Annotated in this window: 15 protein-coding genes; 2 read left to right on the top strand and 13 right to left on the bottom strand. The window is 73.9% G+C overall.

The features are described from left to right. Positions 1 to 326 precede the first annotated feature (326 nt). Entirely contained in the window at positions 327 to 1,850 is a 1,524-nt protein-coding gene (locus tag EMA09_RS11985; protein WP_129841044.1) for a tyrosinase family protein, read from the top strand. Between the two features lie 78 nt (positions 1,851 to 1,928). Here EMA09_RS11985 and EMA09_RS11980 read toward each other — a convergent pair whose 3' ends face one another. Further along, complete coding sequence (locus tag EMA09_RS11980) at positions 1,929 to 2,450, bottom strand: maleylpyruvate isomerase N-terminal domain-containing protein (RefSeq protein WP_168220712.1); 522 nt, start codon at positions 2,448 to 2,450, stop codon at positions 1,929 to 1,931. Beyond that, the gene (locus tag EMA09_RS28335) at positions 2,447 to 2,719 is read right to left on the bottom strand and encodes a hypothetical protein (RefSeq protein WP_168220711.1); all 273 of its coding nucleotides are present in this window, start codon (positions 2,717 to 2,719) and stop codon (positions 2,447 to 2,449) included. The genes EMA09_RS11980 and EMA09_RS28335 overlap by 4 nt, the downstream gene beginning before the upstream one ends. A 110-nt stretch (positions 2,720 to 2,829) precedes the next feature. On the opposite strand from EMA09_RS28335, the gene EMA09_RS11975 reads away from it, so the two are divergent. Further along, on the top strand, positions 2,830 to 3,750 hold the full coding sequence (locus EMA09_RS11975) for a dihydrodipicolinate synthase family protein (RefSeq protein WP_129841042.1): 921 nt from the start codon (positions 2,830 to 2,832) through the stop codon (positions 3,748 to 3,750). 25 nt (positions 3,751 to 3,775) lie between these two features. Here the strand turns inward: EMA09_RS11975 and EMA09_RS11970 are convergent, their stop codons facing one another. From EMA09_RS11970 to EMA09_RS11920, 11 genes are read right to left on the bottom strand one after another with little or no spacing between them, the layout of a single operon-like run. Further along, entirely contained in the window at positions 3,776 to 4,729 is a 954-nt protein-coding gene (locus EMA09_RS11970; protein WP_129841041.1) for a C-terminal binding protein, read from the bottom strand. Beyond that, positions 4,726 to 5,904, bottom strand: a complete 1,179-nt coding sequence (locus EMA09_RS11965; RefSeq protein ID WP_129841040.1) for a fumarylacetoacetate hydrolase family protein — start codon at positions 5,902 to 5,904, stop codon at positions 4,726 to 4,728. Before EMA09_RS11965 ends, EMA09_RS11970 begins: the two co-directional genes overlap by 4 nt. Continuing rightward, complete coding sequence (locus EMA09_RS11960) at positions 5,901 to 6,425, bottom strand: gamma carbonic anhydrase family protein (protein ID WP_129841039.1); 525 nt, start codon at positions 6,423 to 6,425, stop codon at positions 5,901 to 5,903. Before EMA09_RS11960 ends, EMA09_RS11965 begins: the two co-directional genes overlap by 4 nt. Continuing rightward, complete coding sequence (locus tag EMA09_RS11955; protein WP_129841038.1) at positions 6,422 to 7,282, bottom strand: amidohydrolase family protein; 861 nt, start codon at positions 7,280 to 7,282, stop codon at positions 6,422 to 6,424. The genes EMA09_RS11960 and EMA09_RS11955 overlap by 4 nt, the downstream gene beginning before the upstream one ends. Continuing rightward, entirely contained in the window at positions 7,282 to 8,061 is a 780-nt protein-coding gene (locus EMA09_RS11950; protein WP_129841037.1) for an enoyl-CoA hydratase, read from the bottom strand. Before EMA09_RS11950 ends, EMA09_RS11955 begins: the two co-directional genes overlap by 1 nt. Next, positions 8,058 to 9,263 carry a CoA transferase gene (locus tag EMA09_RS11945; RefSeq protein WP_129841036.1) on the bottom strand — a complete coding sequence of 402 codons (1,206 nt, stop codon included), beginning with the start codon at positions 9,261 to 9,263 and terminating at the stop codon, positions 8,058 to 8,060. Before EMA09_RS11945 ends, EMA09_RS11950 begins: the two co-directional genes overlap by 4 nt. 20 nt (positions 9,264 to 9,283) lie before the next feature. Then, positions 9,284 to 10,618: an extracellular solute-binding protein gene (locus tag EMA09_RS11940; RefSeq protein WP_129841035.1), complete on the bottom strand. Its 1,335-nt coding sequence runs from the start codon at positions 10,616 to 10,618 to the stop codon at positions 9,284 to 9,286. 10 nt (positions 10,619 to 10,628) lie between these two features. Then, positions 10,629 to 11,525 carry a carbohydrate ABC transporter permease gene (locus EMA09_RS11935; protein WP_129841034.1) on the bottom strand — a complete coding sequence of 299 codons (897 nt, stop codon included), beginning with the start codon at positions 11,523 to 11,525 and terminating at the stop codon, positions 10,629 to 10,631. Next, positions 11,522 to 12,493: a sugar ABC transporter permease gene (locus EMA09_RS11930; protein WP_129841033.1), complete on the bottom strand. Its 972-nt coding sequence runs from the start codon at positions 12,491 to 12,493 to the stop codon at positions 11,522 to 11,524. The genes EMA09_RS11935 and EMA09_RS11930 overlap by 4 nt, the downstream gene beginning before the upstream one ends. A gap of 39 nt (positions 12,494 to 12,532) precedes the next feature. Beyond that, positions 12,533 to 13,387 carry an NAD(P)-dependent oxidoreductase gene (locus tag EMA09_RS11925; RefSeq protein WP_206305939.1) on the bottom strand — a complete coding sequence of 285 codons (855 nt, stop codon included), beginning with the start codon at positions 13,385 to 13,387 and terminating at the stop codon, positions 12,533 to 12,535. Next, a complete protein-coding gene (locus EMA09_RS11920) occupies positions 13,384 to 14,070 on the bottom strand; it encodes an RraA family protein (protein WP_129841032.1) in 687 nt (228 codons plus the stop codon). Before EMA09_RS11920 ends, EMA09_RS11925 begins: the two co-directional genes overlap by 4 nt. Positions 14,071 to 14,146: the final 76 nt, after the last annotated feature.

Below are 14,146 nucleotides of genomic sequence, written 5' to 3'. Positions count from 1 at the left end.
GGTACAGGGCGATGACCGACACCACGAGTCCGGCGAGCGAGGCGACCGTGCCGGCCACTCCCGCCGCCTGGGACGCCGCGTTCAAGTCTCCCCGCCCCTTGCCCGACACACCCGCCGCCATGGCGGCCTCCCTCTCCCCGATCGCCCGGCAACGCTCTGTGACAGGAGATACGCACGGCGCGGCGCGATGGTTCCGCAGCCGCCGCGGATTCAGGCCATGGCGGCCCGATTGGGCCACTGGTGCGGAAAACGGGGCGAAAACGAGTCTTTCGCGGCTTTTGGCCGGTTCTCCAGGATGTCGTGACAGCGATCCCCGGAGGAACCGTATGACTGTCTCCCGGCGTTCCCTCCTCCTCGCGGGCGGCGCCGCCGCCCTGGGCGCGGGGCTGCCGCGCGCGTCCGTCGCCGTATCCGGTGAGACGCCCCTGCGCCGCGACGTGGCGACCCTGATCGACCCCGCCACGGGCGCCTGGGACCCCGCGCTCCACTGGTACGCGAAGGCCGTCGGCTGGATGAAGCGGCAGCCCGTGGACCGGTGGGACTCGTGGCTCTTCCAGGCGTACACGCACGGCAAGCCCGAGGCCGCGCCGGACGACCCGCCGGAGTGGCGCCAGTGCCCGCACGGCAGCCCGCTCTTCCTGCCGTGGCACCGCTGGTACGTCCTCCGCTTCGAGCGGATCGTGCGGCGCGTCATCGTGGAGGAGTTCGGCCGCGACGACCAGGCGGCGTGGGCGCTGCCCTACTGGAACTACGCCCACCTCGGCCCGGACGGCGACCCCGGCGGCTCGGCCGGGTCCCGCCGTGTGCCGCTCGCCTTCCGGCAGCCGTACCTCCCCGCCGCCCACGGGGACGCGCCGGAACCCAACCCCCTCCACCTCCCGTCCGGCGACCCGGCGGGCCGGTGCCTCCGCGACGACGAGGCCATGGGGTGGGACATCGTCGCACCGGACCGGGCGATGGCGGAGCCCGCCTTCGGCCCGGACGAGGAGGGCACGGACCCGCGCGCCGGCTTCTCCGCCACGCTGGAGCTGTACCCGCACGGCCTCGTGCACGACGCGGTGGGCGGGCTGCTGGGCGCGGTTCCGACAGCCGCGCAGGACCCCCTCTTCTGGCTCCACCACGCCAACGTCGACCGCCTCTGGGCCGCGTGGCTCGCCCGGCCGGGCCACACCCTTCCCGAGGGGCAGCACTGGCCGGGGGAGCGGCCGGACCACACGGGCGGGACGGGGCGCCTGCCGTATCTGCTGCGGGACGAGTACGGCCGGCGGCACCTCCTCACCGGTCCCGTCTTCGCCTTCCCCGACGACGCCTACCGCTACGACTCGCTGACCGACGGCACGGGCACGGGCGCCGCACCCGCCGCCGTGCTCATGGCGCAGCCGCCGCGCGGCGGCAGCCCGGTGGCCGACTCGGCCGGCGGCGTGCGGCTCGGCGACCGGCAGGTCGTCCTCCCCCTCGAACCGGTGGACGCACTCGCAGGGACGTCCCTCGCGGACGCGCTGGACGGCGACCGCCGCGTCGTCCTCACGCTCGACGGCGTCGCGGCGGACCACCCGCCGTGCGAGACGTTCGCGGTGTTCCTGGGCGGCGACACGGCGGACACCGACACCTCGGGACCGGCGTTCGTCGGCCACCCGGTGTTCTTCGGGGCGGCGGCGCGGCCGGGGCACGGGGCGGCGGGCGACGGTAGATCGTTCCACTTCGACGTGACGGGGAACCTGGCGGCGCTGCGGGCCGCCGGCTCCGCGAGCGGCCGGGACGTGCCGGCGGTGCGGATCGTGCCGGGGCGCGGGGCCGTGCACGAGGCGGCCGCCCCGCGCATCGGAGCGGTACGCCTCACCGTCGTCTGACGGGGCGCACCGCGCCGGTGCAACGTTTTCCACAGCATCGGCCCCGCTGTGGAAAACGTTGTCGGCCCGGCAGGACGGTCAGCCGGCGTCCCGGCCCAGGAGGGCGAGCAGCCGCCGCTGCGGCGTGACGTGCCCGGCGATCGGGACGGCGGGCGCGTACATGCCCGTGGCCGCGAACCGCCCGGCGACCGGTTCGATGGCGGTCAGGCACACGTTCACCGCCTCCTCGTCCAGGGGCACGCCGAGTTCCGCCGCCATGGCGAGGCTCCGCTCGACCGTCATCCCGTCCTGGTGGGCGGGGACGGTGACGCCGGGATCGACGGCCGTCAGCAGCTCCCGCACCGCCACCGCCGTGCCGGCCCAGGCCGCGGCCGGGTCGCCCGTGACGGCCCCGGCCGGGTCCGCGAGCGGCTGTCGCGGTCCCTGCCCGGAGATCAGGGAGGCGACCTGCCGCTGTCCGTCGATCAGGTACCCGATGACGTGCGGGCCGGTCCAGCCGGGGCACGGCGAGGGCCGGCGCCAGCGGTCGGCCGGGACGCGCGCGACCACGTCGCCCACGCCGTCCAGGGCGCGCCCGTAGCACGCGACGGTGTCGTTCACGGTGTGTCGTCCTCCCGGGCGTCCGCCGACAGATACGGGGCGATGGCGTGCCGGGCGGCCCGGGCGAGCGGGGCCGCCGCGCCGTCCGGCGCACCGCCGCTCCCGAGGAGCCAGGCGCGGGTGTACTCGTGCGCGGGACCGGTCCAGACGACGACGCCGAGCGCCGGTTCGCCGTCCCACCCGCGGCCGCGCAGCCAGTCGGCGACGGTCCCGGAGAACGCGCGGCTGCGCGCCGCGATCCCGGAGGCTTCCGTGAGCGCCGTACCCATGCCACGCCGGGCCGCCCGCCCCGGCCGCCCCGGCCGCGTCGGTGCCGGGTGCGGGCGGCCGGGGCAGGGAACATCTCTACCGTCCGCCGCCACCCCGACCAGGAGCGTCCATGTCCCCGACCGTCCCGCCGGCCGGCGTGATCCCGCCCGTCTGCACCCCCCTGACCCCCGACGGCGCCGTGGACACCTCGTCACTGGTCCGGCTGGTCGACCACCTGACGGACGCCGGGGTGGACGGCCTGTTCGTCCTCGGCTCCACCTCGGAGGCCGCGTTCCTCACCGACGCGCAGCGCCGCACGGTCGTGGAGACGGTCACCCGCCACGTCGCGGGCCGCGTGCCCGTCCTCGCGGGCGTCATCGACATGACGACGCCCCGCGTCCTCGACCACGTCCGCGCCGTCCTGGCCGCCGGCGCCGACGCGGTGGTGGCGACCGCGCCGTTCTACGCCAGGACGCACCCCGCCGAGATCGACCGGCACTTCCGGCTGCTGTCCCGCGAGGCCGGGGCGCCGGTCATCGCCTACGACCTGCCCGTGTCCGTGCACACGAAGCTGAGCGCCGGCACCGTCCTCGCCCTGGCCGCCGACGGCGCCGTCGCGGGACTGAAGGACTCAAGCGGCGACCTGGGCACCCTGCGCGAGATCATCATGGCCGCGCCGCCCGGCTTCGCCGTCCTGACCGGCTCGGAGGTCGCCGTGGACGCGGCCCTGCTGATGGGCGCCACCGGCGTCGTGCCCGGCCTCGGGAACGTCGACCCCGACGGCTACGTCCGGCTCGTCCGCCACTGCGCGGAGGGCCGCTGGGCGGAGGCCCGCGCCGAGCAGGACCGGCTCGCCGCGCTGTACGGCCTCGTGCACGTCGGCGCGTCCACCCGGATGGGCCGCGGCTCGTCGGCCCTCGGCGCGTTCAAGGCGGCGCTGCGGCTGCGCGGCGTGATCGACCACGCCACGCTCGCCGAACCGCAGATCCCGCTGTCCGACGAGGAGGTCGCGCGGGTCGCGCGGCACCTGGCGGCCGCCGGCCTGCTGTGAGCCGGCGACCGCCGTCCCGGCCGGTTCAGGCCACCCGGCAGCGCAGGGGCCGCCCCGCCAGCGCCCGGTCCGCCTCCTCGGCCGCGAGGCGCTGCAGCGCCCGGAGCGACTCGGTCGAGTAGAACGCGGCGTGCGGCGTGAACACGACGTTCGGCAGGTCGCGCAGCGGCGAGTCCGACGGCAGCGGCTCGGGCGCGAGCACGTCGAGCGCCGCGGCGGCGACCCGGCCCGCGCGCAGGGCACCGGCGAGGGCGTTCGTGTCGACGAGAGCGCCCCGGGAGGTGTTGACCAGGACCGCGCCGGGCCGCATCCGGGCGAGGTTCCGCGGCCCGATGAGGTGGTGGGTGTCGGGCGTCGCGGGGGCGTGCAGGGAGATGGCGTGCGCCTCGGCCAGCAGTTCGGGCAGCTCGACCAGTCCGGGTCCGCCGGGCGGCCCGGCGGCGGGGTCGGCGTACGGGTCGGTGGCCAGCACGCGGAAGCCGAAGGCGCGCAGCCGCCGGTGCACGGCGAGGCCGATCTGCCCGAGGCCGACGAGTCCGACGGTGGTCGCGGAGAAACTGGGCAGCGGTCCGACGTCTGCGGGCGCGCACCAGCCGTCCCGGCGGATGGCCCGGTCGTAGACGGGCAGCCGGCGCAGGAGGGCGAGCAGGCTGGCGACGGCGTGGTCGGCGACGGTGTCGGTGCCGTAGTCGGGCACGTTGGCGACGCGGACGCCCAGGTCGCGGGCGGCGGCCACGTCCACGTTGTCGTAGCCGATGCCGTAGCGGATCACGGTGGCGCCGGGCGCGAGGGCCGCGAGCACCGGGCGGGTCACCGGGGCGAAGTTGACGAACGCGACGTCGGCGCCGGCCACGGCCGCGCGGGTCTCCTCCTCGGTGACGCAGTGGTGCTCGGCGAACTCGGCGGCGTGCCGCTCGGCGACCGCCCGTTCCTCGGCCACCGCGCCGAACGCCTGGTCGGTGACGACGACGCGGGTCACAGCAGCCCCCGGCGGGTGAGGTTGGTCATCAGCGCGCGGATGCCGAACGTCCAGGGCGGGGCCGTCTCGCTGTGCCCGACGGCGTTCACCAGGGTGCCGAGACGCGGGGCGGAGATCCGCACGATGTCGCCGAGGTGGTGCGTGAAGCCCTCGCCGGGGGCGTCCCGGTCCTGCGTCGGGGCGAACATCGTGCCGGTGAACAGCATCATCCCGTCCGGGTACTGGTGCAGCCGGCCCATGGCCTGGGCGAGCAGGTCGAGCGGGTCGCGGCTGATCTCGCGCAGGGAGCTGACGCTCTCGATCCGGAACCCGTCCGTGCCGGTGACGGTGAGGGTGATGTCCGTGGCGCGGGCGTCGTCGATGCCGAAGCCGTCGTCGAACAGCCGGATGAACGGGCCGATGGCGCACGAGGCGTTGTTGTCCTTGGCCTTGCCGAGCAGCAGGGCGCTGCGCCCCTCGACGTCCCGGAGGTTGACGTCGTTGCCGAGGGTGGCGCCCACGGCCCGGCCACGGGAGTCGGCGGCGAGAACGAGTTCGGGCTCGGGGTTGTTCCAGGTGGAGCGGGACCAGACGCCTGTCCCGGCGCCGGTGCCGACCGACGAGAGCACGGGTGCCTTGGTGAAGACCTCGGCGTCGGGGCCTATGCCGACCTCCAGGTACTGCGACCACAGGTCCTCGGCGATCAGCACCTCCTTGACCCGGGCGGCGTCGGGGGAGCCGGGCACCAGGTCGCCGATCCGTCCGCCGATGACCTCCTGGACGCGGGCGCGTATCCCGGCGGCGCGGGCGCGGTCGCCGGCGGCGCGTTCCTCGATGACGCGTTCGATCATGCTGCGGACGAAGGTGACGCCGCACGCCTTGAGGACCTGCAGGTCGCAGGGGGCGAGCAGGCGGGGCGCGTCCCCCGCGGGCGCGTCGCCGGCGAGGGTGGCGGCGAGCACCTCGGCCACCGGCCAGGTGCGTTCGACGGGGGCGGTGGCGGCCAGCGCGACGGCGTCCGGCCGGTCGAGCAGGTCCGCGACGGTCGGGGCGTGCGGGGTGAGGTCGGCGAGCGTGTCGCCGCGGAGCGCGACGACCGAGGGGCCGCCGTCCGCCGGGTCGTGGAGGCGGCCGACGAGGGTGGCGCGGTCGGCGTCATCGGGCAGGATCGTGGCGAGGTGGTCGGTGAGGTTCATGGTGCGGTCGGCTCCCTGCGGGCGTGGCGGCGTGCCAGGTCCCGGTAGTGGTCGGCGTTGCGGCGGATGTCCGCGGCCTCGTCCCCGGTCAGTTCACGGCGCACCCGGCCGGGTACGCCGGCGACGAGCGAGCCCGGCGGCACCCGGGTGCCCTGGAGCAGCACGGTGCCGGCGGCGACGAGCGAGCCGCGCCCGACGTGCGCGCCGTTGAGCAGGACGGCGCCCATGCCGATCAGCACGTCGTCCTCCACGGTGCAGCCGTGCACGACGGCGCGGTGCCCGATGGAGACGCCCGTGCCGACGAGGACGGGGAAGCCGGGGTCGGCGTGCAGCACGGAGCCGTCCTGCACGTTGCTGCCCCGGCCGATGACGATGCGTTCGGTGTCGGCGCGGGCCACCGCTCCGTACCAGAGGCTCGCGTCGGCCCCGAGCCGGACGGCGCCGACGGCGGTGGCGGTGGGCGCCAGCCAGGCGCCCGGGGCGAGTTCGGGCGTGTGGTCCTCGAACGGGATGGCGGTCATGCCGGGGCCAGCCGGTACCAGCGGGCGGCGGTGGCGCCGCGGATCATGGCGAGGTCGGCGGGGCCGGCTCCCGCGCGCGCCGCCGCTTCGGCGAGGTCGGCGAGCGCGCGCCCGTAGTCGCGGCGCAGCAGGACGACCGGCCAGTTCGACGCGAGCAGCAGGCGTTCGGGACCGAAGACGTCCAGCGCGTGCGCGACGTACGGCACCAGGGCCTCGGGGTCCCAGCGGTCCCAGGCGGTGAGGACGTCGATCCCGATGGAGAGCTTGCAGGCGACGCCGGGCAGCGCGGCGAGCGCGGCCAGGTGTGCGGCCCACGGCCCGGGCGTCCCGGTCTCCACCGGCGGCCTGGCGAGGTGGTCGACGATGATCCGCAGCTCCGGCACCGCGGTGGCCAGCGCCGTGACGTTCCGCACCTGCTCGGCGGTGACGGGGACGACGTCCCAGGTCAGGCCGCGGTCGGCCAGGTCGGTGAAGAGGGCGCGGACATCGGGCCGGTTCAGCCAGTCGAGAGGGTCCCGGCCGACGAGCGTGCGTACGCCCCGCAGCGACGGGTGCGCGGAGCGGGCCAGTTCGGCCCGCGCGGCGGGGGGATCGGCGAGCGGCAGCCAGCCGACGACGCCGGCCACGTAGTCGGCCGAGTCGGCGTAGGCGGCCAGCCGGTCGTTCTCCTCGGGGGTGTCGACGGACTGCACCAGGACGGTGGCGTCCACGCCGGCCGCGGCCAGCTCGGCGCGCAGGTCGGCCGGGTCGTAGTCGCGGTCGATCGCGTGGTGGTCGGGCGTACGCCACGCCTGGTGCTGGCGGGCGACGCGCCAGAAGTGGTGGTGGGCGTCGATCACGGGCATGGCGGGTGGCATCAGCGGCCCTCCCAGCGGGGCGTGCGGTGGTCGAGGAAGGCGGCGACGCCCTCCCGGAAGTCGGCGCTGCCGTAGCAGCGGCGCAGCAGGTCGTCGGTGTCGGCGGCGGCGCCGGCAGCGAGCAGCCGGCGGTCGGTCTCCTTGAGGGCGGCCAGGGTGAGCGGGGCGCAGTCGGCCAGTCTCCCGACCAGGTCAGCGGCGCGTTCCTCCAGCAGGTCGCGGGGCACGACCTCGTGCACCAGGCCGGCGGTGTGCGCCGTCACGGCGTCGAGCAGTTCGGCGGTGAGCAGCATGGCCATGGTGCGGCCCGAGCCGAGCCGGTCCTTGAGACGGGCGACGACCGGCGCGGGCAGGCAGTTGCCGAGCGTACGGGCGACGGGCGCGCCGAACACCGCGTCGGGCGTGGCGATCAGCAGGTCGCAGACGGCGGCGAGGGCGAGACCGCCGCCGACGGCCGGACCCTCGACGACCCCGACCAGGGGGGCGCGCAGCCCGGCGAGCCGGTCGAGGACGCGGCCGACGCGCCGCTCGTACTCCAGCCCGTCCGCTCCCGCGCCGTCGAAGCCGGCGAAGTGCCGGATGTCGGTGCCCGCGGCGAACGCCCGGCCGCCGGCGCCGCGCAGCACCACCACCCGCACCCCGGCCCCGTCGGCCACGGCGCAGGCTTCCGCCAACTGCTCGTACATGGCGAACGTGAGGGCGTTGCGGCGCTCGGGGTGGGCCAGCGTGATACGGACGACGTCACCGTCCCGGTGGACGAGGACCCGGCCCCCGCTCACCGGCCGGCCTCCGCCGCGTCCGCTTCCCGGCCGCGGCGTATCTCGGCCAGGACCTCCTCGGTGTGCTCGCCGATCAGCGGCGGGTGACGGCGGATGACGGCCGGGCTCGCGCCCAGGGTCAGCGGCGATCCCAGCACCTTGACGCGGCCGGCGACCGGATGGTCCAGCTCCCGCACGAGGCCGCGGGCCCGCACGTGCGGGTCGTGGTCGAGCACCTGGGCGTAGTCCAGGATCGGCCCCGCCGGTACGCCGGCGGCGAGCAGGGCGTCCACCCAGGCGCCGGTGTCGTCCTCGGCGAGCCGCTCCTCCAGCAGCGCGGCCAGCTCGTCGCGGTTGCGCATGCGGTCCATGTTGGTGGCGAAGCGCGGGTCGTCCGTGAGGTGTCCGAGGCGGAGGGCTTCGCACAGGTTCCGCCACAGACGCTGGTTGTTGGCGCCGACGGTGAGGTGGCCGTCGCGGGTGCGCAGCGCCTGGTAGGGGGCGGACATGCGGTTGGCGGAGCCGAGGGGCTTCGGCGCCGCACCGGTCGCCCAGTACTCGGTGGACTCCCACACGGACATGGCGATCACGGCCTCGTACAGCGAGGTCTCCACCTGCTGGCCGCGGCCGGTGCGCTGCCGGTACAGGACGGCGGCGAGGATGCCGCTCACCAGCAGCAGGCCGGCCCCCAGGTCGCCCACGGGCAGACCGTTCTTGACCGGACGGCCGCCGGGTTCGCCGGTGACGCTCATGGCGCCGGTCATCCCCTGGGCGATCAGGTCGTAGCCGGGGCGCCGGGCGTACGGGCCGCTGCTGCCGAAACCGGAGACGCTCGCGTAGATCAGCGCGGGGTTGAGCGCGGACAGCGTCGCGTAGTCGGCGCCGAGCCGTTCCGCCACTCCCGGGCGCCAGTTGTGCACGACGACGTCGGCGGTGCGGACCAGGTCGTGGAGGTCGGCCGTCCCCTGGGCGGACTTGAGGTCGAGGCACACGCTGCGCTTGTTGCGGTTGAGGGCGAAGAACGCGGTGGAGTCACGGCCCTCGCCGCTCTCGCCCCAGGAGTGCCTGGTCTGGTCGCCGCCGCCGGGGTTCTCGACCTTGATGACGTCGGCCCCGAGGTCGCCGAGGACCATGGTGCAGAACGGGCCGGCCATCACCTGGGTCAGGTCCACCACCCGCAGTCCGGCGAGTGCCGTGGCGTCGGGGTCCGTCTGGTCGTGCATGGTGATCTCTCTCCTGGGGGTCAGGCGGCGAGGCCGGCGTTGGCTTCCTCGAAGAACGCGTCGACGGCCTCGGGCACGGACGCGCTCCCGAAGGCGATGTCCTCGTAGGCGCGGGTGAAGGCGGACTCGAAGACGGCCATGTAGCCGGGCGGGTACAGGACGATGGGCGGGTCGTCGGCGACGATCTGCTGGTAGAGGGTCAGTTCCTGCCGCTTGAGGTCGGGCTGCTCGGGGTCGTCGAGCTGGCGCTGCAGCAGTTCGGTGTTGGTGACCGCGCCGTTCGCCGAGGCGTACAGGTCACCGCTGCGCTCGTCGTTGGCCCAGAAGTCGATGAACGCCGCGGCGGTGGGCACGTTCTCGCAGTTGCGGGGGATGGACATGCCCGAGGTGATCAGCACGTTGCCGGAGCCGGCCGGGCCGCTGGGCAGCGGGAGGGTGGTCAGCCGCTCGCCCGTGCCGGTGCCGTCCAGGGTGCCCTGGGCCGGGGTCAGCGCGTTGCCCGGGCGGTTGTCGCTGAGCACGTCGCCCTGGGCGACGTAGCTGGCCTCGGGCGAGGTGGGCTCCTCCGAGTTGGCGGCCGGGGAGTTCGTCAGGCCCTCGCCGGCCATGTCCTGCCACATCTGCCAGTACTCGGTGAGCAGGTCCTTGGAGAAGCCGAGCCGGTTCCCGTCGAACATCGTCCCGCCGAGGCCCTGGACGTAGGCGATGAAGAAGTTCGGCAGGCCGCCGCGGAGTGCGGTGGGCGCGATGTCGTCGGGCAGGGCGGCGTCGGCGTCCCGGAGGAACGCGAGGTAGTCGTCCCAGTCGTAGCCGGGCCGGGGCAGCGCGACGCCGGCCTCGTCGGCCAGGGTCTCGTTGACCATCAGCGAGTCGTACGCCGCTCCCGTGGGCAGCATGTACAGCTTGCCGTCCGGGCCGCGTCCGGTGTCGAGGACGGCCTCGGGGATGTGGCTGACGTCGATGGCGCCGGACTCGATCATCGGGTCGAGGGGCAGCAGGGTGTCACGGACGGTGAAGTCGCCCAGGGTGCGGGCCTGGAGCTGGGTGACGCAGGGCATGTTCCGGCCCGCGCCCTGGACGTTGAGGCGTTTGAAGTAGTTGCCGAAGTCGGCCGCCTCGCGTTCGACGTGCGTGCCGGGGAACTGCTCCTCGAAGATGTCGGCCACCTCGTTGGTGACCGCGTTGCGGGACGCGGAGCCCCACCAGGAGAAGCGGATGTCCCCGGTGATCTCGCCCTGCCCGCGCAGTTCGGCGTCGGTGTGGTCGGGCATGCCGTGGCCGCAGGCCGCGGTGAGCAGCGCGAGCAGGGTGGCGGCGCCGGCCGCCAGGGGGCGGCGCCGGAAGCGGAGTCTCATCAGCGTCTCCTCATTTCAGACCGCTGGTGGCGATGCCCTCGACGAGGAGTTTCTGGGCGGCGATGAAGAAGCCCAGGACCGGCACGAGCGAGAGGGTGGACATGGCGAACAGGGAGCCGTAACTGGACTGCCCGGTGGCGTCGAGGAAGGACGCGAGCCCCTGGGAGACGGTCCAGGTGTCCGGTTCGGTGAGGTAGAGCATCGGGCCGAGGAAGTCGTTCCAGGTGTTGATGAACGTGAACAGGGCGGTCGTGCCGAGCGCCGGTACGGACAGCGGGACGATGACCCGCCGGAAGATGCCCCAGTGGCCGCAGCCGTCGATGCGGGCGGCGTCGTCGAGGCTGCGCGGCAGCGCCCGGATGAACTGCACCATCAGGAAGATGAAGAAGGCGTCGGTGGCCAGGATCTTGGGGACGACCAGCGGCAGCAGGGTGTTCACCCAGCCGAGCTGGTTGAACATGATGTATTGCGGGACGAGCGTCACGTGGTACGGCAGGAGCAGCGTGGCGATGACGAGCGCGAACAGCACCTTCTTGAAACGGAAGTCCAGCCGTGCGAACGCGTAGGCGGTCAGGGAGCAGCTCACGAGATTGCCGATGATGCACAGCACCGTCAGGGTCAGTGAGTTGAGGAAGAAGCGGGAGAAGTTGAGCTGGTCGCCGCCGCTCCAGCCCTGGGTGTAGTTGTCGGTGGTGAAGTCGCCCGTGAACAGGCCCAGGGTCGTGAAGACCTTGTTGTCGGGGCGGAAGGACGCGCCGAACATCCACAGCAGCGGGTAGAGCATGAGCACCAGCAGGATGATCATGACGCTGTGTTTGGCCAGGGCGCGGAGCAGCGGGCTCCGGGTGGGCCGGCTGCCGAAGAGCGGGCGGCGCGGGCGGCGGGCCGCGCGGACGGTCGTGGTCATCGTTCGTCTCCGTAGTGGACCCAGTACCGGGTGCTGAACATGAGGAGCCCCGCGAAGATCGCGAGTCCGAGGACCAGCACCCAGGCCATGGCCGCCGCGTAGCCCATGTTGAGCTGGGCGAAGCCCTGTTCGTAGAGGTAGAGCGTGTAGAACATGGTCGAGTCGGAGGGGCCGCCGGTGCCGTTGCTGACGACGTAGGCGCCCGTGAACGCCTGGAACGCGTTGACCACGCTGAGTAGGAGGTTGAAGAAGATCAGCGGTGACAGCGTCGGCAGGGTCACGGAGCGGAAGCGGCGTACCGGTCCCGCGCCGTCCACCGCTGCCGCGTCGTACAGCTCCTGCGGGATCTGCCGCAGGCCGGCCAGGAAGATGACCATGGCGGAGCCGAACGTCCACACCTGCAGGATCACGATGGTGTAGAGCGCCGAGCCGGGGTCGCCGATCCAGCTGCCGTGGTCGATGCCGATGGAGCCCAGCGCCTTGTTGACGATGCCTTCCTCGCCGAAGATCTGCCGCCACAGCGCCGCCACCGCCACACTGCCGCCGATCAGCGACGGCATGTAGAACAGGGCGCGGTAGCCGGTGAGGAACCGCAGGCCGCGGTTGAGGACCATGGCCAGGCCGAGGGACACCGCCAGCAGCAGCGGCACGGACCACAGGACGTAGGTGAGGGTGACGTCCACCGACGAGAAGAACCGCGGGTCGGTGGTGAACATCCGCCGGAAGTTGTCCAGACCGATCCACTCCGGCGAACTGGACAGGTCGTAGCGGGTGAACGCCAGGTACAGCGAGAACAGCATCGGGCCGATGGTGAACACCAGCATGCCGATGAGCCACGGGGTGAGGAACGCGTAGGCGGCCCGGTTGTCCCCTCTGGCACGGCGGCCCTTGGACAGGGTGCGGGGTGGCTCGGGCCGGGTGGGCGTCCCGGTGCCTCCCGATCTCCCGCCCGCGTTGTTTTCCTTCATCGCGAAACCTCCGCAGGGGCGTGATGCGGCTCCGGCGGATCAGCGCCGCCGCGCCGAGCGCGCGTGTCTCTCCACGCGGTCGGCCATGGTCTGGGCGAGGAGCCCGGTCAGGGGGAGGGCGACGCCCGCGGCGCGGGCCGCGGCCGTCACCTCCCACAGGTCCTTGCTCCAGGGGCGTTCGGACACGGGTGTCCCGCCCGCGTCGTACGCGTCGGCGACGTCGTCGAAGAAGCCCCAGTGGCGTGCCACCCATGAGTCGCCGGTGCCGCCGGACACCGCGCCGAGGACGTCCTCGGCGCCGACGCCGTGGGCGGCCGCCAGGTCGAGCGCCTCGTGGGCGCCGGCGAGTGCGGCGAACATCATGAGCTGGTTGGCGAGTTTGACCGCCGCGCCGGCCCCCGGCGGGCCGACGTGCCGCACGTCGGAGCCGACCGTCTCCAGCACCGGGCGGGCGCGGTCCAGGTCTTCGGCCGCGCCGCCCACCATGACGGACAGGTCGCCGCGGGCGGCACGTTCGGCGCCACCGCTGACCGGTGCGTCCAGGAGGCCGACGCCGTGTTCGGCGGCGCGTGCCGCGAGCGCGCGCGCCGTCTGCGGCAGGACCGTGCTGTGCACCAGGACCAGCGCGCCGTCCGGCAGCGCGGGCAGCAGCGGAGTCAGGATCGCCTCGACCGCCGCGTCGTCCGGTACGGCGAGGGCGAGGACGTCGCAGGCGGCGAGGTCGGCGTCGCCCGACGCCGGGAGCGCGCCGAGCGCGGCGCACTCCTCGGCCCGGCCCGGGGCGCGGTCGGCGACGGTCAGCCGCCAGCCGCTCGCCAGCAGTGCCTCCGCCATCGGCCGGCCCAGGTTGCCCAGGCCGATGAAGCCGACGCGGGTGGATTCGCGGGCGATCACAGGACCGAGTCGTCCAGCGGCCGGCCGAGCTGCTCGTAGATGCGGCGGCGGCCGATCTTGTCGTTGTCCAGTTCCTGGCGGGCGTACTTGGCGACCGTCTCGGCGTGCTCGACCGGGACCGCCACCACGCCGTCCCCGTCCGCCACCACGATGTCGCCGGGGCGGATCAGGACGCCGCCGATGTCCACCGGCACCTGGAGGGAGTCGAACTCCACCCGGCCCTGGACCATGCTCTGGGCGCGGTAGCGGCAGAAGATGGGGACCTCCTGCATGATGCACTCGTCGGTGTCGCGGACCCCGCCGCTGGTCAGCACGCCGGTGGCGCCGGCCGCGTGCCACTCGAGCGAGTTGTTGGAGCCGACCTCGCCGACCGGCAGCCCGGCGGACTGGATCACGACGATGTCGCCCTGCTCGATGGTCGGCGTGATCCGGTTCGGGTAGATCTCGCGATACCAGCGGCCGGCCCACTCCGTGTACTCCTCGGGAGTCAGCGGCGGCACCGCCTTCTCCGACGGCCGCAGCCGCATGGTGCGGGCGATGCCGGTCATCCGCGCGCCCTGCCACAGAGGGGTGACGTCCGGGGAGACGGTGCCCTTGGCGTGCAGTCCGGCCCAGTCCAGGCCGTCACGGACGTCGGCGACGCGAAGTCCGTCGAAAAGGCGGAGCAGTTCAGCGTTTCCCATTGCAGAATCTCGATCCCGATCTGGTGCGGACCCATCCGGTTCGGCTGGGTGACTATTGTCTACAATAGTTTTCGCG

Source organism: Streptomyces sp. RFCAC02, assembly GCF_004193175.1.
GTDB lineage: Bacteria > Actinomycetota > Actinomycetes > Streptomycetales > Streptomycetaceae > Streptomyces.
The sequence above is the reverse complement of the archived record's forward strand: the minus strand, read 5'-3'. Positions and strand labels throughout refer to the sequence as shown.

Excerpts from the sequence above, each read along its gene's own strand:
- EMA09_RS11985 (WP_129841044.1), top strand. The coding sequence starts at position 327 with ATGACTGTCTCCCGGCGTTCCCTCCTCCTCGCGGGCGGCGCCGCCGCC.
- EMA09_RS28335 (WP_168220711.1), bottom strand. The coding sequence starts at position 2,719 with ATGGGTACGGCGCTCACGGAAGCCTCCGGGATCGCGGCGCGCAGCCGC.
- EMA09_RS11975 (WP_129841042.1), top strand. The coding sequence starts at position 2,830 with ATGTCCCCGACCGTCCCGCCGGCCGGCGTGATCCCGCCCGTCTGCACC.
- EMA09_RS11965 (WP_129841040.1), bottom strand. The coding sequence starts at position 5,904 with ATGAACCTCACCGACCACCTCGCCACGATCCTGCCCGATGACGCCGAC.
- EMA09_RS11960 (WP_129841039.1), bottom strand. The coding sequence starts at position 6,425 with ATGACCGCCATCCCGTTCGAGGACCACACGCCCGAACTCGCCCCGGGC.
- EMA09_RS11955 (WP_129841038.1), bottom strand. The coding sequence starts at position 7,282 with ATGCCACCCGCCATGCCCGTGATCGACGCCCACCACCACTTCTGGCGC.
- EMA09_RS11945 (WP_129841036.1), bottom strand. The coding sequence starts at position 9,263 with ATGCACGACCAGACGGACCCCGACGCCACGGCACTCGCCGGACTGCGG.
- EMA09_RS11940 (WP_129841035.1), bottom strand. The coding sequence starts at position 10,618 with ATGAGACTCCGCTTCCGGCGCCGCCCCCTGGCGGCCGGCGCCGCCACC.
- EMA09_RS11935 (WP_129841034.1), bottom strand. The coding sequence starts at position 11,525 with ATGACCACGACCGTCCGCGCGGCCCGCCGCCCGCGCCGCCCGCTCTTC.
- EMA09_RS11930 (WP_129841033.1), bottom strand. The coding sequence starts at position 12,493 with ATGAAGGAAAACAACGCGGGCGGGAGATCGGGAGGCACCGGGACGCCC.
- EMA09_RS11920 (WP_129841032.1), bottom strand. The coding sequence starts at position 14,070 with ATGGGAAACGCTGAACTGCTCCGCCTTTTCGACGGACTTCGCGTCGCC.